Origin of the sequence: Pseudoalteromonas aliena SW19 (genome assembly GCF_014905615.1) — a bacterium.
Lineage (GTDB): Bacteria > Pseudomonadota > Gammaproteobacteria > Enterobacterales > Alteromonadaceae > Pseudoalteromonas > Pseudoalteromonas aliena.
Window position 1 is genome coordinate 681,981 of the sequence record NZ_AQGU01000029.1, and the last position, 16,630, is coordinate 698,610.

At 37.3% G+C, this 16,630-nt stretch carries 16 protein-coding genes; 8 read left to right on the forward strand and 8 right to left on the reverse strand.

The genetic code is table 11. From position 1 onward, the window contains the following. Position 1: 1 nt before the first annotated feature. From PALI_RS19400 to PALI_RS19435, 8 genes are all read left to right on the forward strand, one after another. A complete protein-coding gene (locus PALI_RS19400; protein WP_138586339.1) occupies positions 2-712 on the forward strand; it encodes an SDR family NAD(P)-dependent oxidoreductase in 711 nt (236 codons plus the stop codon). Further along, the gene (locus PALI_RS19405) at positions 709-1,965 is read left to right on the forward strand and encodes an NAD(P)/FAD-dependent oxidoreductase (RefSeq protein ID WP_193156672.1); all 1,257 of its coding nucleotides are present in this window, start codon (positions 709-711) and stop codon (positions 1,963-1,965) included. The genes PALI_RS19400 and PALI_RS19405 overlap by 4 nt, the downstream gene beginning before the upstream one ends. Further along, complete coding sequence (locus PALI_RS19410; protein WP_193156673.1) at positions 1,958-2,695, forward strand: DUF1365 domain-containing protein; 738 nt, start codon at positions 1,958-1,960, stop codon at positions 2,693-2,695. Before PALI_RS19405 ends, PALI_RS19410 begins: the two co-directional genes overlap by 8 nt. A 39-nt stretch (positions 2,696-2,734) precedes the next feature. Continuing rightward, positions 2,735-3,997, forward strand: a complete 1,263-nt coding sequence (locus PALI_RS19415) for an SAM-dependent methyltransferase (RefSeq protein WP_193156674.1) — start codon at positions 2,735-2,737, stop codon at positions 3,995-3,997. Then, entirely contained in the window at positions 3,972-4,484 is a 513-nt protein-coding gene (locus PALI_RS19420; protein WP_193156675.1) for a DUF2878 domain-containing protein, read from the forward strand. The genes PALI_RS19415 and PALI_RS19420 overlap by 26 nt, the downstream gene beginning before the upstream one ends. A 472-nt stretch (positions 4,485-4,956) precedes the next feature. Next, positions 4,957-5,445, forward strand: a complete 489-nt coding sequence (locus PALI_RS19425) for a chalcone isomerase family protein (RefSeq protein WP_193156676.1) — start codon at positions 4,957-4,959, stop codon at positions 5,443-5,445. A 1-nt stretch (position 5,446) separates the two neighbouring features. Continuing rightward, the gene (locus PALI_RS19430; protein WP_193156677.1) at positions 5,447-5,986 is read left to right on the forward strand and encodes a DUF3833 domain-containing protein; all 540 of its coding nucleotides are present in this window, start codon (positions 5,447-5,449) and stop codon (positions 5,984-5,986) included. Positions 5,987-6,194: 208 nt separating this feature from the next. Next, positions 6,195-6,470 (forward strand): HU family DNA-binding protein, encoded by a 276-nt coding sequence (locus PALI_RS19435; RefSeq protein ID WP_008166804.1) that lies wholly within the window; start codon positions 6,195-6,197, stop codon positions 6,468-6,470. Positions 6,471-6,549: 79 nt separating this feature from the next. Here PALI_RS19435 and ilvN read toward each other — a convergent pair whose 3' ends face one another. The 8 genes from ilvN to PALI_RS19475 form a co-directional block, all read right to left on the reverse strand. Then, on the reverse strand, positions 6,550-7,047 hold the full coding sequence (gene ilvN, locus PALI_RS19440; RefSeq protein ID WP_193156678.1) for an acetolactate synthase small subunit: 498 nt from the start codon (positions 7,045-7,047) through the stop codon (positions 6,550-6,552). Next, the gene (locus PALI_RS19445) at positions 7,047-8,771 is read right to left on the reverse strand and encodes an acetolactate synthase 3 large subunit (protein ID WP_193156679.1); all 1,725 of its coding nucleotides are present in this window, start codon (positions 8,769-8,771) and stop codon (positions 7,047-7,049) included. The genes ilvN and PALI_RS19445 overlap by 1 nt, the downstream gene beginning before the upstream one ends. A gap of 425 nt (positions 8,772-9,196) precedes the next feature. Beyond that, positions 9,197-10,204 carry an isocitrate dehydrogenase gene (locus tag PALI_RS19450; protein WP_077535252.1) on the reverse strand — a complete coding sequence of 336 codons (1,008 nt, stop codon included), beginning with the start codon at positions 10,202-10,204 and terminating at the stop codon, positions 9,197-9,199. Between the two features lie 214 nt (positions 10,205-10,418). Beyond that, complete coding sequence (locus PALI_RS19455) at positions 10,419-12,107, reverse strand: hypothetical protein (RefSeq protein WP_193156680.1); 1,689 nt, start codon at positions 12,105-12,107, stop codon at positions 10,419-10,421. Between the two features lie 10 nt (positions 12,108-12,117). Beyond that, on the reverse strand, positions 12,118-12,501 hold the full coding sequence (locus tag PALI_RS19460; RefSeq protein ID WP_077535254.1) for a DUF3192 domain-containing protein: 384 nt from the start codon (positions 12,499-12,501) through the stop codon (positions 12,118-12,120). 194 nt (positions 12,502-12,695) lie between these two features. After that, positions 12,696-13,469, reverse strand: coding sequence for a flap endonuclease Xni (gene xni, locus PALI_RS19465; RefSeq protein ID WP_193156681.1), 774 nt, complete (start codon positions 13,467-13,469; stop codon positions 12,696-12,698). A gap of 10 nt (positions 13,470-13,479) precedes the next feature. Next, on the reverse strand, positions 13,480-14,823 hold the full coding sequence (gene ppnN / locus PALI_RS19470) for a nucleotide 5'-monophosphate nucleosidase PpnN (protein ID WP_193156682.1): 1,344 nt from the start codon (positions 14,821-14,823) through the stop codon (positions 13,480-13,482). Between the two features lie 77 nt (positions 14,824-14,900). Further along, complete coding sequence (locus tag PALI_RS19475) at positions 14,901-16,436, reverse strand: GGDEF domain-containing protein (protein ID WP_077535257.1); 1,536 nt, start codon at positions 16,434-16,436, stop codon at positions 14,901-14,903. Positions 16,437-16,630 lie beyond the last annotated feature (194 nt).

Consider the following 16,630-nt stretch of genomic DNA (forward strand, 5'->3'; position numbering starts at 1 on the left):
TATGATCACACTTATAACAGGTGCTACCTCAGGCATTGGTGAGCAGTTAGCAATTAAATACGCACAAATGGGAGACACTGTCATCGCATGTGGGCGTAATAGTGAAAAACTCGCAGAGCTTGCTAAACACGAAAACATTCAAGCGTGCAAATTTGACGCTACCAACCTACAAGAGATCAAGGAAGCCACAATCGGTTTTCCTCATTTTGACCGCGTTATTTTAAATGCGGGTAACTGTGAATACATTGATGATGCTCGAAATTTTGATAGTGCACTTTTTGAACGTGTCATAAATGTAAATTTATTATCAATGGGGTACTGCCTTGAAGCTCTACTTCCTAAAATAAATGCGGGTGGACAGCTTGTGTTAGTTAGCTCAAGTGTGACTTACCTTCCTTTGCCGCGCTCAGAAGCCTATGGCGCATCAAAAGCGGGCGTAAGTTACTTAGCTAAAAGTTTAGCCGTGGATTTAAACGATGTTGATGTGACTTTGGTCCACCCTGGTTTTGTAAAAACCCCGCTGACGAATAAAAATGATTTTCCTATGCCTATGGCAGTTACGGCCGAAAAAGCCGCAGACTATATGATCAAAGGAATACACAAACGCCGCAAAGACGTACATTTTCCGTATCGTTTTACACTTATATTAAAAGCATTACGAATATTACCTCTACCGCTTTGGCTTAAAATAGCAAAAGGATTAACCCGTTGAAAAAAATAGCAATAATAGGGACTGGTGTATCTGGTTTAACATGTGGACATTTACTCCACAAACATTATGACGTCACATTGTTTGAAAAAAATGATTACATTGGTGGCCATACTGCAACTGTAGATGTAACTGTAGAAGGCGTTAAATACGCAGTAGATACTGGTTTTATAGTTTTTAACAATAGAACATACCCCTATTTTGAAAAACTACTTTCTCGGATAGGCATTAATAAACAAGAAACACAAATGAGCTTTAGTGTTCATAATGAAGCCACTGGTTTTGAATACAATGGACACACGTTTACGAGTTTATTTGCTCAACGCAGAAATATTTTTAGACCTAAGTTTTGGCGCTTATTATCCGACATTGTAAGATTTAATAAGTTATGTAAAGCATTGCATGAAAAAGATGATTACCAGCGTGAACAATCATTAGGTCAATTACTCGACAAAAATAAGTTTAACGATTTTTTTAAATCTCATTACATTCTCCCTATGGGGGCAGCTATTTGGTCCACAAGCATAAAAGAAATGGAAAATGTAGGGGTTGAATTTTTTGTTAAGTTCTTTTTTAATCATGGTCTTCTCGATATAACAAATAGACCACAATGGTATGTAATACCCGGTGGTTCTCGCCAGTATATTAATCCATTGATTAAAGGCTTTGCAGACAAAATTAAACTTAATACAGATATTAAATCGGTTATTCGTGAAAACGATGAAGTTATAATCGAATTTGCAAATGGTGAGCAAAGTAAATTTGATAAAGTAATATTTGCATGTCATTCAGATCAAGCGCTTGCATTGCTTGGCGATGCAACGCAGCAAGAAAAAACAGTATTAGGCGCTATTCCTTACACTAAAAACTCAGTGGTACTGCACACAGATACAAACTTGTTACCAGATAGGAAAGCAGCATGGGCTAGTTGGAATTATTTACTTAATGATAATACTGATAAAGCGGCCGTTGTTACCTATCAGATGAATATATTGCAAGGAATCCAATCAGATACCCAATTTTGTGTCACGCTTAATCACCTTGAAGGGATAGATAAAAGCAAAATTTTGCGCGAATTCACCTACCATCACCCCGTATTTAATCAAGATTCTATCGCAGCGCAAAAACTTAAACACAGTATCGATGGCCATAATAATAGCTATTTTTGTGGTGCCTATTGGTACAACGGTTTCCATGAAGATGGCGTACACAGCGGTGTAGATGTGGCAAAACAACTTGGGGTCGAGTTTGACTAGTGCAGTCTATTTAGGCGATGTAAAACATCGCCGTTTTGCTGTTAAAGAGCATCGCTTTAGTTATCCTTTATATATGATGTGGGTAGATATAAATAATCCTCAACAATTAAATGGTATCCATAAGCAGTTAGGAACATGTGGTTTTAAAGCGCTAAAATTTCAGCAAACCGATTATCTAACACACGTACCACAGCCAAATACATACTCCCTTATTGAACGTGCACATCACCAACTTGCCGTATTGGGGGTAAGTGAAACATTTAGCCATGTTTATATGCTCGGACAATTGCGTTGTTTAGGTATTTATTTTAGCCCCGTGAACTTCTACTTCTTTGGTAATAGCGATAATAGCTTTACGTACATGATTGCTGAAGTAAGTAATACACCTTGGAATGAACGCCATTACTATTTAGTCCCCCTAGAAAAAAAAGTGAACTTTAAGAAGGTTTTTTCCGTATCACCTTTTATGAATTTGGATATGAACTATCATTGGCATATCAAACATTCAAATGATAAAACATTGATACATATTGAAAATAAGCGCGATGAAGAGTTATTGTTTGATGCAACATTACGCCTAAAGCGTATAGAGCTCACCAACAAAGAAGTGAGTAAGTTACTAAAACGCTTTCCGGCCATGACATGGTCAATTTTTAAAGGCATTTATCATCAAGCATTAAAGTTATTCATAAAAAAAGTGCCTTTTTTGGGGCATTCGGGCAAACCATGAATCACATACAGATAGTTAGAAAAATAAATAGGTATTTAAATGGAAAAAGTGTCGAGCTTAAATTGTGAACAAAGTACTGGCTGGTTCGCCAATTTATATAAAAAATTAGTTATTAGAGCATTTTCTTCAATTAAAACAGGGCAGATTGTTTTAGATGATAATAATGAACGAACCGTATTTGGTGATATATTATCTGATTTTAAAGTAACTGTTACGGTTAATGATAGAGCAATGTATAAAGCATTTGCTCTGTCTGGCAGCGTAGGCGCTGGTGAAGCATATATTTTAGGGCATTGGTCTTGTGATAATTTAACACGCTTCATAGAAATATTTGCAATAAACGAAAAGCAGCTTGATGAGTTCGAAAAAAAGTTCGCTTTTCTTAGTAATATTGCCCACCGGTTTAATCACATTAAAAATAAAAATTCTGAATCCGGTTCGAAAAAAAATATCGTCGCTCATTACGATCTAGGCAATGACTTATATGAGTCATTTTTAAGTAAAGAAATGCTTTACTCAAGTGCCGTTTATCCTACAAAAGAAGCGACACTTGAAGAGGCACAACAATACAAACTTAAACGTATTTGTGAGCAAGTTGAGTTACAACATGGTGACTCAGTAATAGAAATTGGGACAGGGTGGGGAGCATTTGCAATTTATGCTGCCACTAACTTTGATTGTCATGTAACCACCACGACTATTTCAGACGAACAACATGATTATGTGGCCAAAAAAGTTAAAGAGCTTGGTCTTGATAGTAAAATAACACTGCTCAAACTAGATTACAGACTGCTTAAGGGGAAATACGATAAGTTGGTATCTATTGAAATGATAGAAGCGGTTGGTCATGATTATCTACCAAGTTTTTTCACTCAATGCGGTGAGCTGTTAAAAGATAACGGTGCTATGCTTATTCAAGCGATAACAATTGGCGATCAGCGTTATAAACATTACCTAAAAAACTCTGATTTTATTCAGCAGTATATTTTCCCAGGTGGTTGTTTGCCGTCCCTTAACGAGATGAGCGAGCAAATCAAAAATAACACCGATATGGTTATTCATACAGTTAAAGATATTGGCGCGCATTACGCGAGAACACTAGCTGATTGGCGCACTCGCTTTATACAAAGTTGGCCTGATTTAGACCGTTCTAAATTTGATGAGCGCTTTTACCGCTTGTGGTTATTCTACTTTGCCTATTGTGAAGGAGCATTTAGAACACGCTCAACAAGTACGGTACATCTAATGGCTCGTAAACCTCGTTTTGTTAGTAATAATGACTACATTGCACTCGCTTATTAATTTTGCTTTGTTTCAAGCAGTCTGGTTTTTATCCCTGCTGCTTGAAGCTAATTCACTTATTTTCAGTGGATTGATTGTTATTTTGATGTTTTTTTTGTCAAAACAAAAAAAACAAGACACCTTATTATTAATTAAGGCACTTCCCTTAGCCCTGCTTTTAGAATTTATTGCTGTTAAAGTAGGTTTGTTAGAATTTAAAGTTTATCCCTTTCCGCTATGGCTCGTTTTTTTATGGACCGCGCTGTTACTTTCTTTAAATACATCCATGCTTTTTCTAAGTAAATTAAAACTCTGGCAGTCATTTTTGGTTTGCCTGATTTTTGCGCCTGCAAGCTATTGGGCTGGAGCACGCTTTGGAGTTATAAGTTTTGGATTACCCCTATGGCAAGTTTGGCTTGCATATGGGTTACTTTGGTCATCAGTATTCACACTCATTGTTTTTATAAATCAAAAAATAAAGTCATCGGTAGCCATTGATCGAACCTAAGGCATTAGCCGTAATGTAATATCAATTTTATTAAAAACATGATCGTTCTAGGGCCTGTTGGCCTTTCAGGATTAAAATTTGTTCAATCTAGGGGCTATTTAATCGCGGCGTGAGGTTTGTAACCTAGTGGGCTAAGTAAAAACCGAGCAACAAAGAGTAAATTGCCCCTAGGCAGAACCCAAGGGCAGCGCATGTTTGGCATTTATGCTGCGTTATCGCCTATTTATGGGGAATAACCACACTACATAGGCTCTGCCTTGTTTAAATACCAAACAGTCTGCTGCAAATTTAACCTCGAAAGATAAACAGGCCCTAGCGTATTAAATAGCTCACACACTACGTTAAAAATTATTTATATAGAACAACTATGTATCATAATTTTAGCCTTGTTATTGAGCTGTTTTCTTATCGCTATAATAGACCACTAATTTAATGCAATTGGTATAATTCATCTAAACGAAAGGATTTTATTTTGAAAGTTTTATTTAAAATTATTGTTTTTTATCTACTTACAACGCCCTTGGCATATGCAAGTGCTGAGTTTAATAAAGTAGGCGAGGCAAGAATGGAGTATTTATTTTGGGATGTGTATGACGCTCAATTATTCACTCATTCAGGTGATTACAGTGCTGGGACACATCCTGTTAAATTTAAGCTCACTTATTTACGTAATTTTGATGCTAAAGAAATTGTAAAAGCAACCAACGAGCAATGGACACATTTAGGTAAATCAAAGCTGTCTGCCAAATACGATACTAAGCTATTGTCTATTTGGCCTGATATTAAAAAAGGTGACTCGTTAACTCTTATTACAAATGAGCAAGGCGTAAGCACTTTTTATCATAACGATAAAAAAACGGGTCAGATCGAAGAGCCTGAATTTTCGAGCGATTTTTTAGCCATTTGGCTTGATGAAAATACATCTGAGGCAAAACTACGTAAACAATTATTAGGGAATTAAGATGAACGTATCAAATATGCTAAAACTGGTTGCTGTTAGCTTACTTGCTTTCCTTTTGGTGAGTTGTTCTGCGCCTAATGTCGAACATTATAAAAATACATCACCCAACTTTGACTTCAAAACGTTTTTTAATGGAAATTTGAAAGCCTACGGCGTTGTACAAGATTTTAAAGGTGAATTAACCCGTAAGCTTGTCGTAGACATGAAGGCGACTTGGGATGGTAGCGAAGGCGTTATTGAGGAAGACTTTATTTATGATGACGGACAAACACAGAAACGCATTTGGAAAATAACGCTAAATGATGATAACTCATTAATAGGCACAGCTGATGATGTTTTGGGTATAGCCAAAGGAAAAAGTCAGGGGAGTGTATTTCACTGGAATTATAATGTTGAGTTGCCATACGATGGATCAACTCTTGAGGTGAATTTTGACGATTGGATGTACTTGGTTACACAAACACGCTTGATAAACCGCACATCTATTGTTAAGTTTGGAGTCGAGGTTGGGGAAGTGACCTTAGTTATCGAAAAAATATAGTTGATTTAAATGTTACTTAACATGCGCCAAAATTGAACTTAAATTAAGTCTTTGTTAACCCAACACGCTGTATTTTACAGACAATTATTTAAATTTTACGTGTTTTTTAAGATTTTAAGCAAAAAATGCAATTTGCTGTTGCTAACTCTTCAAAAATGCATAAAGATAGGTTTTGCGAAGGCAAAATAATAACGAATAGGAATCTAAAATGAATAAAGCTCAATTAGTTGAAAAAATTGCTACTGATGCAGAAATCTCTAAAGCCGCTGCTACTCGTGCACTTGACGCGTTCACTGGCGCTGTAACTTCTTCTTTAAAAGAAGGCGATTCAGTAGCATTAGTTGGTTTTGGAACTTTCTCAGTAAAAGAACGCGCAGCGCGCACAGGCCGTAACCCGCAAACGGGTGCTGAGATCCAAATCGCAGCGGCAACTATCCCAAGCTTTAAAGCAGGCAAAGGTCTTAAAGACCAAGTAAACCTTTAATAGGTTTTATGCATTAAATAAAAAAGGGCTATTTAGCCCTTTTTTTTATGTTTAAAAAGGTAGCTTATTACGTTTTTTGTCAGGCTTTAAGTGCTTTATCGCCTCTACCTATGCCTACAGCTCCTGAGCGTACAACTTCGATAATGTCGGTTTCGTGGCGCAAGGTATCCAAAAACGATTCTATTTTATCTGTGCTGCTTACAAGTTGTAGACTATAGCTTTGTCGGCCCATATCTAAAATAAGCCCTTGGAAAACATCAACTACACGAGTTACTGCTGCGCGTGTCGTTTCGTCTTGTGCAAATACTTTAACTAATAGCAGCTCACGCTCAATATGGCTCATCTCGGTTAAATCTATTATTTTTAACACGTCTACAAGTTTATTAACTTGTTTAGTTATTTGCTCCACAACTCTGTCATCACCCATAGTGGTAATGGTGATCCGTGATAATGATTTATCGTCGGTTGTGCCTACCGTAAGGCTATCTATGTTGTACGCACGTTGTGAGAACAACCCAACGATACGCGACAGTGCACCAGGTTCGTTTTCTAATAAGATAGATAAAATACGACGCATTATGCTTTTACTCCTTTTCGTAACCACATCTCGTCAATGCTGCCTAATTTAATTTGCATTGGGTACACATGTTCTTTTTCGTCAACAAGAATATCTAAAAAGACTAAACGATCGTTGATGCTCATTGCTCTATCTATAGCCGGCTGCAGTTCATCAAGTGTGTTTACTTTAATACCTACATGGCCGTAGCTTTCAACTAACTTAACAAAGTCAGGCAGAGAGTCCATATAAGATGATGAATGGCGACCACCGTATACCATGTCTTGCCATTGGCGTACCATGCCAAGAGAGCGGTTGTTCAAAGACACAACTTTTACAGCTAAATTATATTGTAAACAGGTAGACAGCTCTTGGATATTCATTTGAATAGAGCCATCACCTGTAACGCAGACAGATTCTTTATCAGGAAATGCAAGCTTTACACCCATAGCGGCAGGTAATCCAAAGCCCATAGTGCCTAAGCCGCCTGAGTTGATCCATTGACGAGGGTGCTTAAAGGGATAGTACTGCGCTGCAAACATTTGATGTTGACCAACATCAGAGCTTACATATGCATCCCCATTGGTGGCTTTATAAACAGCTTCAATTACTGCTTGCGGTTTTATTTTTTCGCCATCCGTGTTGTAGCTTAAACATTTTTGCTCACGCCAGCTTATAATTTGTCGCCACCAGTCCTCTTGCGCGCTGCGATCAATTTGAATTGGGCTTTTGTCAATACCTGCTTTTAGTTGTTCAAGTACTGTTGCTAGGCAGCCTACAACGGGAATATGTGCTTTGATAGTTTTAGAGATAGAGGTTGGATCTACGTCAACATGAACAATGGTGGCACTTGGACAAAACTTTTTAACGTTATTGGTTACTCTGTCATCAAAACGAGCGCCTAACGCTAAAATAACATCGGCATTTGCCATCGCTTTATTGGCTTCAAGCGTGCCATGCATCCCCAGCATGCCAATAAAGTTAGGATGTACACCCGATATACCTCCAAGGCCCATTAAGGTATTTGTAATTGGTGCATTTAGCGACTCAACTAAACGAGTTAGCTGCTCTGATGTATTAGAAATAACAATACCGCCACCGGAGTAAATAACGAGCTTTTTAGCCTCTAAAATGGCAGTAACGGCTTTACGAATTTGTTTAGAGTGCCCTTTAGTATTGGGGTTGTACGTTCTGAGCTCTGTAGTTTGAGGGAATTGGTATTCAAACTTAATCGCAGGGTTAAGCATATCTTTAGGTAGTTCAACTACAACAGGGCCTGGGCGACCTGTGCTGGCAATATAAAACGCTTTAGCTAAGATTGTTGGAATTTCTTTCGCGCTCCTACAGTTAAAGCTATGTTTAACTATTGGGCGAGAGCAGCCAACAATATCGGTTTCTTGAAATGCATCGTCACCAATTAAGTTTGTAGGTACTTGGCCTGATAACACAACCATTGGAATAGAATCCATGTAGGCTGTAGCAATACCGGTAATACAATTTGTCGCTCCAGGGCCGGAAGTTGCAAGTACAACACCTACTTCCCCTGTCGCACGCGCATAGCCATCAGCCATATGTGTGGCTGCTTGCTCGTGGCGAACTAAAATATGTTCAATATCATCTTGCTGAAAAAGTGCATCATATAAATCTAATACCGAGCCACCGGGGTAGCCAAATATGTATTTAACCTTTAATTCTTTTAATGCCTGAACGACTAGTTCAGAGCCATTATATTGTTGTTTACTCATCCTCATTCCTCTGTGCTGTATTTTATGCATAAAAAAACCCCCGCGTAGTGCGAGGGTTTTTAAAAAGCAGTATCACTTTTCAATACATCCCCGCTGGGCTTATCACTAAGACCAGTACGAGTACGACAGAAAGGCGAATTTGCATTTTCATAATTTATCACTGTGTTACAAAGCAATACATTGCTTTAAATTAAAAATTCTCTATGAAGCTATTTTTAAGGGTTTTTAGCTCACATGTCAACCGAGAAATGCCTTTTTTGCATTGAAATTTCATTTAATATTGTTTTTTTAATTTTAAATTGCAAAGGCCGTCGTTTTTATTGGCCTGTAAGGAAGAAATTATGCAGCTTAGAATGGGTAATGCAGGAATATATAAAAACAAAAAAGCCAGCATTGCTGGCTTTTCATAGTAAATGAACGATCAATTACAGACGATCAATCACAGCTTGAGTGAAATCTGTAGTACCGTGGCTACCGCCTAAATCGCGAGTCGTTCTATCGCCTGACTTAATTACGTCAGCAACGGCACTGCGAATACGCTCTGCAGTGTCGCCCATATCTAAATGCTCAAGCATTTGAATTGACGCTAAAATTACAGATGTAGGGTTAGCTAAGTTTTTACCAGCGATATCGGGTGCACTGCCGTGTACAGCTTCAAATATTGCTGCATCTTCGCCAATGTTAGCACCTGGTGCCATGCCTAGGCCGCCTACTAAACCAGCACAAAGATCTGATAAAATATCACCAAATAAGTTTGTAGTAACAATTACATCAAACTCTTCTGGGGTCATTACTAGTTTCATACACGTTGCATCAACAATCATTTCTGTTGATTCAATTTGTGGGTAACGTTCAGCCACTTCGCGTGCAACTTTTAAAAATAAACCCGATGTTGATTTTAAAATATTTGCTTTATGAACCGCAGTTACTTTTTTACGACCTTCGCGCACAGCTAGCTCGTATGCAAATGTGACGATTTTTTCTGCGCCTTCGCGGGTAATGACAGATTTAGCTTCTGCTTCGTTACCGTCCTCAGAAACAATTTGCCCTGCACCTGAGTACATACCTTGTGTGTTTTCACGAATCGTAATGATATCAATATCATCGTAACGTGCTTTAGTGCCTACAAATGATTTAACAGGACGAACATTTGCATATAAACCAAATTGCTTACGTAAAGTCACGTTTATAGACGTAAAACCTTCACCCACAGGTGTTGTTAAAGGGCCTTTAAGTGTGATTTTGTTTTTAGCAATGGTATCAATTGTGTCTTGCGGAAGTAACTCACCTGTTTTTTCAAGTGCAGCTAGGCCAGCATCAACAAATTCATAATCAAAATCGCATCCTGCGGCTTTTAGTATTTCAAGTGCTGAGTCGATAATGCTCGGACCGATGCCGTCGCCTTTGATCACAGTGATGGTTCTTTTGGCCATTAACTTTTCCTTTAAAGAGTTTGATTTACGCATAAACTATTACTCTGAGAGAGCAACTGCTTGTTAGATCATTCATGCGATTGAGGGTTGAAAATTTTAAGGGCGCATTTATACCAATATCTCGCCCATTTTGCCAGTTTATACCACAAATAATGGGTATAAACTGTGTTTATAGTCATAATAGGTTTACTAAATAATCTAAGCCTGAGTCAGATTAAATACTATTCGATAAATTTAGCGCTAGCAGCTGCTGATTAAAAGTAGATTGATTTGACCAACCTTGTAATTTTAATTGCTCATTCAATATTTGCTTTTGCCATACCGTTAGTGCTAACTCAGGTTTAAATACACTTTGCGCGACTACTTTTAATGTTATCCAAAGCTTGTGTTGACTATTAAATTGCTTTTTAGGTATTTGCTCTGCTTCTAAAAGTGCGTGAGTCCACGGGTTATCACTCAATAATTGCTTAAGTTGAGCGCTTAGCTGCTCTTGATCAATCCCATCGACGCCGAATAAAACACAAAATGGATCGCTTAAATCATTATTTGGCGTTTCGCTTATTAAAACTTTTCTTGAAAGCTGTGTACTGCATTGAGTTAATAAATAGTACGTATAAGCATATAAAGGCAAAGCAATATGTTCAAATTGATAGTTTTTGTTGTGCTTAACGATTAATCCCATAATGTTTACTAAGCAAGTTAAGCGCTTTAAAACAAATTGCTGTAGTGGATGCGGTGTTACATTGACAAGTCGCTCAAACACGACACGCTGAATAATCGCCGGCACATTTAAGTAACCAACCATAGACAAACTATGTTTTAAATCTTTAGCGAGTTGATGTTCTTTGTTGTAAGGTCTTACTGCTTCGCACAAATTAACTATTATTTGGGGATGCTCAGCCATAATTTGGCTCAAACCTTTATAACTGTATTCATGTTGTAACTTAATACGACTTATTAAATCAAGTAACTGCAACGATTCATTCGCTGATACATCATTTGTTGTTTTAATATGTTCGCTATTCCAAACCATTAAGTGTAATTTTTGATTTGTGCAATACCATTGCTTCGGATTGTCATTAAGCGATGCTTTTACGCGATACCACGTTATTTTATTTTTTTCGTTAGTGCTTATTAGAATGTGGCGTTGCAATGTATTGGTCATTAAATAGAGCATCGATTGCTCAGAATATAGCACCTGACTACCCGGTAATAACGGTCCTATATGTGCAATCAGCGCTTTTATTAATTGCTGAGCAAATAAATTTGGTGTTCTTATATATAAATCGCCGAGTGCTTTAAAAAGGTCAATATGTTTTTTCTCAGCATTGTAAGTCGTATTCATTGCGATGATATTCGCGAGTGCGACAAGCGTTATACCCCCATCGTAAAGCATAATCTTAGGCGTGCTAACAAGTGCCTGCTTGTATTTGCTCAATTTAGCTAAAATTTGTGCTATTGGCTTTGCTGACTCTCCTGCGCTTAAAATAATTTTAGCCGCTAGCTGATGACGTAGCTGCCATACTTTTTTGTCATTAACATTAAAGTCAGTATGCTCAGCAAGTTTATTGAGTTGCTTACAAACGCACAGATGCTCAACAAGTGCGACGCTTATATAAAGTTCGCTTAATTCGTTATTATAATGCTGACTTGAACAAAGTGCTGTAGTTAATACACATTGGCTAATAACGAGGTTTGTTGAATAGTCATATTTTGGATTAAATAGCGCCAGTTGCGCTTGCAGTGAAAATGGATTTTCGTTGTATAAAAGTCGAAATTGTTCAGCTATTTTGCAAATGACAGGGTAGAGTGTTTGCCATTGCTTTTTATTGTTAGAGGAGGCTAAAAACAACTGGGTATTTTCAAACAGCTGGTTTAATTTTATTGAAATAGGTTCATCCATTATGGCTCACCTAATTATTTTCCTGATACTTTTTGTAGGCATTGGGTCCCCATAAAATAAGCTGTCCATTTTTAAATAAAAGCCCTGTACATTCGTCAATAGTGGTAATGCCATCAGATGCAATATGCTGTGTACGGTAAAAAATAATTTGCAGTACTTGTTCACCTTCACGTTTTGCATAAGTAAGATCGGGGCTGCCCAAATAATCAAGTACACTATTGAGAGTTGTTTGCTTTTTAAGGGTTAGCTTTTCAATATAGCGTTTATTAAATGCTTCACGGTCTTGCCAGATCATTGCTTGTGGATCGTCTTTGTAAAAAGTGATCACTAAGGCTGCAATAAGTGCGTAAAGTCCCAAACCTAAAATTAAATACCGAGAAAACTTTTTCAACATGAATTACTCTAACTGCCATAACTAACAATAGTATACGTATTGTAATAAGTACGCGCTATTAATACCAATCCGCAATAATACCTAATCAATTTGAGATGACGCTAACGGCGTTAAATATTTCTGATACAGAACAACTAAATAACGAAATTTTTGCCTTGTTATCGACACGATTTTCTTGCCTCAAAATAAATCACTTAATTAAGCCTTAGCTGCTTTAAACTAAAACCTAGATTTATATCTGAGCGTAAACTTACCAGTTGTTTTGAAATAACATACATTTGCATATTAGCGTCTAGTTTTTTATGAATACTTGGACTAAGTGATTCATCTTCAAGCGCATCTTCAATTGTATTGTAATTATTAACAAGCTGCTGAGCTGATTTTGCTCCAATACCTTTTACACCAGGAATATCATTGGTTTTATCTCCCGCTAAAGCCCAAAAATCAACAAGTTTGTTTTTATTAACGCCAAAGCGTTCCTTTATACTGTGCTCATCAAGATACTGTTTTTTAAAATAATCATAAACAGTAATATCAGCTCCTAGGTGTGGTAAAAAGCCTTTATCGGTTGAGACAATTGTATTCGATACCTTATTACTCGCCGCTTTGCACGCGAGTGTGGCAATAATGTCATCGGCTTCATCATTTTCGGGTTCAAATACTACAATTCCAGTGTCTTCAATTGCGGTTTTAAAGTGGACTAATGCCTCTTTTAATGTATCGGGCATCGGTGCACGAGAATGCTTATAGTCTTTATAAAAGTGATAACGCCAACTTTTATCACCGTCAAAAACGGCAATAGCGTGGGTTGCATTAGTGATACTTAAGAGTTTTTTACATGCTTGGGCAACACGTGCAGAGCAGGTTTGTATCATTTGCTCGTCATTGTGATGCTTTTGATTCATGTCGACTGCGTAAATGCGCCTAATTAAATTAAGCGCATCGATAAGAAGTAAATGGGGTTTCAAACTATAAGGCTCATGCTTTTATTTTGTAACACGGAACATACTTACTACCTGGGAGTTTCATTCTCCCTTGCTCAACAAAAGCTTGTAGCAATTTATCCATATCTTTCATTAAGGCGGGCTCGCCACTTAAAATGTAAGGGCCATTTTGTTTTATGGCTTTTATACCTTCATCTTTTACATTTCCGGCAACAATACCTGAAAATGCTCGGCGTAAATTTGCGGCTAATTGTTGTTTAGGTTGATCAAGATGTAAATCAAGGCTGGCCATATTCTCGTGCGTAGGTGCAAAAGGTTGTTGAAAATCATTATCGATTTTCAAAGTCCAATTAAAGTAATAAGCATCGCCTTCACTTTTACGGTAATTACGTACATCAGTCATTGCTGACTTTAATTTTTGACCGACAAGTTCAGGGTTATCAATAATGACTTCAAATTTATCTAATGCTTCTTTACCAAGAGTCATTTGTATAAATTTACATAATTCTTTAAAGTACGTTTCACTTTCTTTTGGGCCCGTTAAAATAACCGGCAGGCATTGCTTGGTATTATCTGGGTGCAGTAATATACCTAATAAATACAGCAGTTCTTCTGCTGTCCCCGCACCACCTGGGAAAATAATAATCGCGTGAGCTGTTCTTATAAAGGCTTCAAGGCGTTTTTCAATGTCTGGTAAAATGACTAATTCGTTTACGATTGGATTAGGTGGCTCAGCGGCAATAATACTTGGCTCAGTTAATCCTAAATAACGGTTATCTTTGATACGCTGTTTTGCATGGCCAATAGTGGCACCTTTCATTGGGCCTTTCATCGCGCCTGGACCACAACCTGTGCAAATGTTTAATCCGCGTAAACCTAATTCATAACCTACTTGCTTAGTGTACTTATATTCAAGTTCATTTATTGAATGTCCACCCCAGCAAACAACCATATTGGGCTCAATATTTACACGCAATGCGTCTGCATTTCTGAGCATATCAAATACCATATGGGTTATGGCTTTTTGCTCTTTAAGGTTTTTCTCATACTTTTGACAAATAAATAATATATCGCGAATAACAGAGAAAATATGTTCGTGAATACCTGTGATTATTTCGCCATCGACGAATGCTGTTACTGGTGGGTTTTCAAGTTCTATTTTTATGCCACGCTCTCTACTGACTAAGCGTATATCAAAATCTTTATATTTGTCGTAAATTTCGTTGCTTGAATCGGTATGGCTACCGACATTAAGAACCGCAAGCGCACAATTTCTAAATAGCTTATAGCGTTCACTCGCAGAGGATTGCTCTAATAAATCAACTTCTAATTGCGACAGTAAATCTAAAACCCCAGTTGGGTTTAACTGTATTAACATCGGCATTCTCCTTGCTACTTATTTATGTAAATTAAATGCTTAGCCATAATTCTTAGCATATTTATCAAAACATGGCGTTATTTACTGATACAAAGGCGATCCCGACCTGTATTTTTAGCTTCGTAGAGCGCATCGTCCGCTCTATCAAAAGCGATAATAGGTGTATCGCCTTTTTTAAATTGTGTTGCACCTAATGAAATCGTAATTTCTATTTGCTTATCCCTAAATTTAAAAGGAATGCTTTTTATCACTTTTCTAAGTTTTTCTAGCGGTGCTGCTGCACTATCTATCGTGGTATTTGGCATTAGTAGTACAAACTCTTCACCACCATAACGTGCAATAAAGTCTGATTTTCTTATTGATTTTAATAATGCTTTAGCAATAACTTGTAACGTGATATCACCTGCGGTGTGGCCAAACCTATCATTGATTGATTTAAAATGGTCTACGTCAATAACGGCAAGGGTAACATCGGATGTTTGCACATTAAATAAATGTACTTCGTGATTATAACGTTCGTCAAATGCAGCACGATTAGGTAACTTTGTTAAGCTATCAAGAAGGCTTTTAAAGCGCTGTTCATTTAAACGTTTTTTGTATTTAGTCAGTTTGCTTTCAAGGCTACCAATTCTGCTATTGATTTGATCAAAGCTTGAAATCAGCGTTTCTCTATCTTCACGTTCTAACTTTTCTTTTGCGATAAAATCTTGGCTTAGCGATTTAAGCTCGTTATCAACGAGCTCTTTTAAAGATGAAATTGAGGTTGCATTTTGCGTTTGTATATTCAGATTTTTTATTTTGCTTTCTATGCTTTTATTCAACGAATCAAACTCAACGCCCATCGATTTTGAGTGTTTGCTCGTAGAAACAATCGAGTGGTGCAAGTCTTCAAGTGTTTGGTTTAGTGAAGCCAAAAAACTCTGTGCAGACTGGCGCTCTTTGGTGATGTTTTTTACGACGACTGAAATTATATTTATGGCTGCTTTTAACAGAGCGTCCAATTTATCGTTTTCAGTAATATTGTTTTTTATGTATTTAACTTCTTCAGCCGCTTCATCCTCAAGCATTAAATCGTTAGCAAGTTCTAATAATTTTTTTGCAAGTTCAGGTGTCGCATCACATTGTTCGCTGGAGGTGCCTGTCAGCTTTGTATTTAGTGCTTGATGGTAAAAAGAAACCAGCTTATCGAGTAAAGGAATAAAATCATGAGTTGAATGAACATTATTAATATCGTGATCTAATAGATGACGTAATGTTCTACGCGTGTCATCAGGTAGGCCTTTGGTTTTTTGCAGTTGTTTTCCAGCATTTAATACACTGGTGTATAAATCTCGCTGTTGAGCTAGTTGTACCGACTCTTGGTTTTTTAATAAAACAATTGTTTCATCTATCAATGGCGATAAGTGCTCAAAGCTAACGCCTTTAGTTAGCGCATTTCTAAATTTAGCTAACCGGTTGTCCAGCTCGGTATCAAGTCCTTTACAGCTTAATGATAATTTGGCTGAAAAATTAGTCAGGGTATCGACTTGATATTTACGAGCATCCTCAACAGCCATACGCGCATCGATCGCCTGTTTGAGTTTTTTATCTGTAGCGTTAGATTTTTCAGACACCTAAGCATACCGCCATCGAGTTAGTTATATTATCCTCAGTTTACAACAAATTCTTATTAAGTGTAGTTATCTAACTAAAAACTTAGCAATTTTTAGTAGGCTATTGCGTATAAACTTATATACAGGGTCATTTATCGCTTTTAATTCACTTTTAAATTGGGGATTGTTAGTCTTACCGCAATCAAGTTTCCATT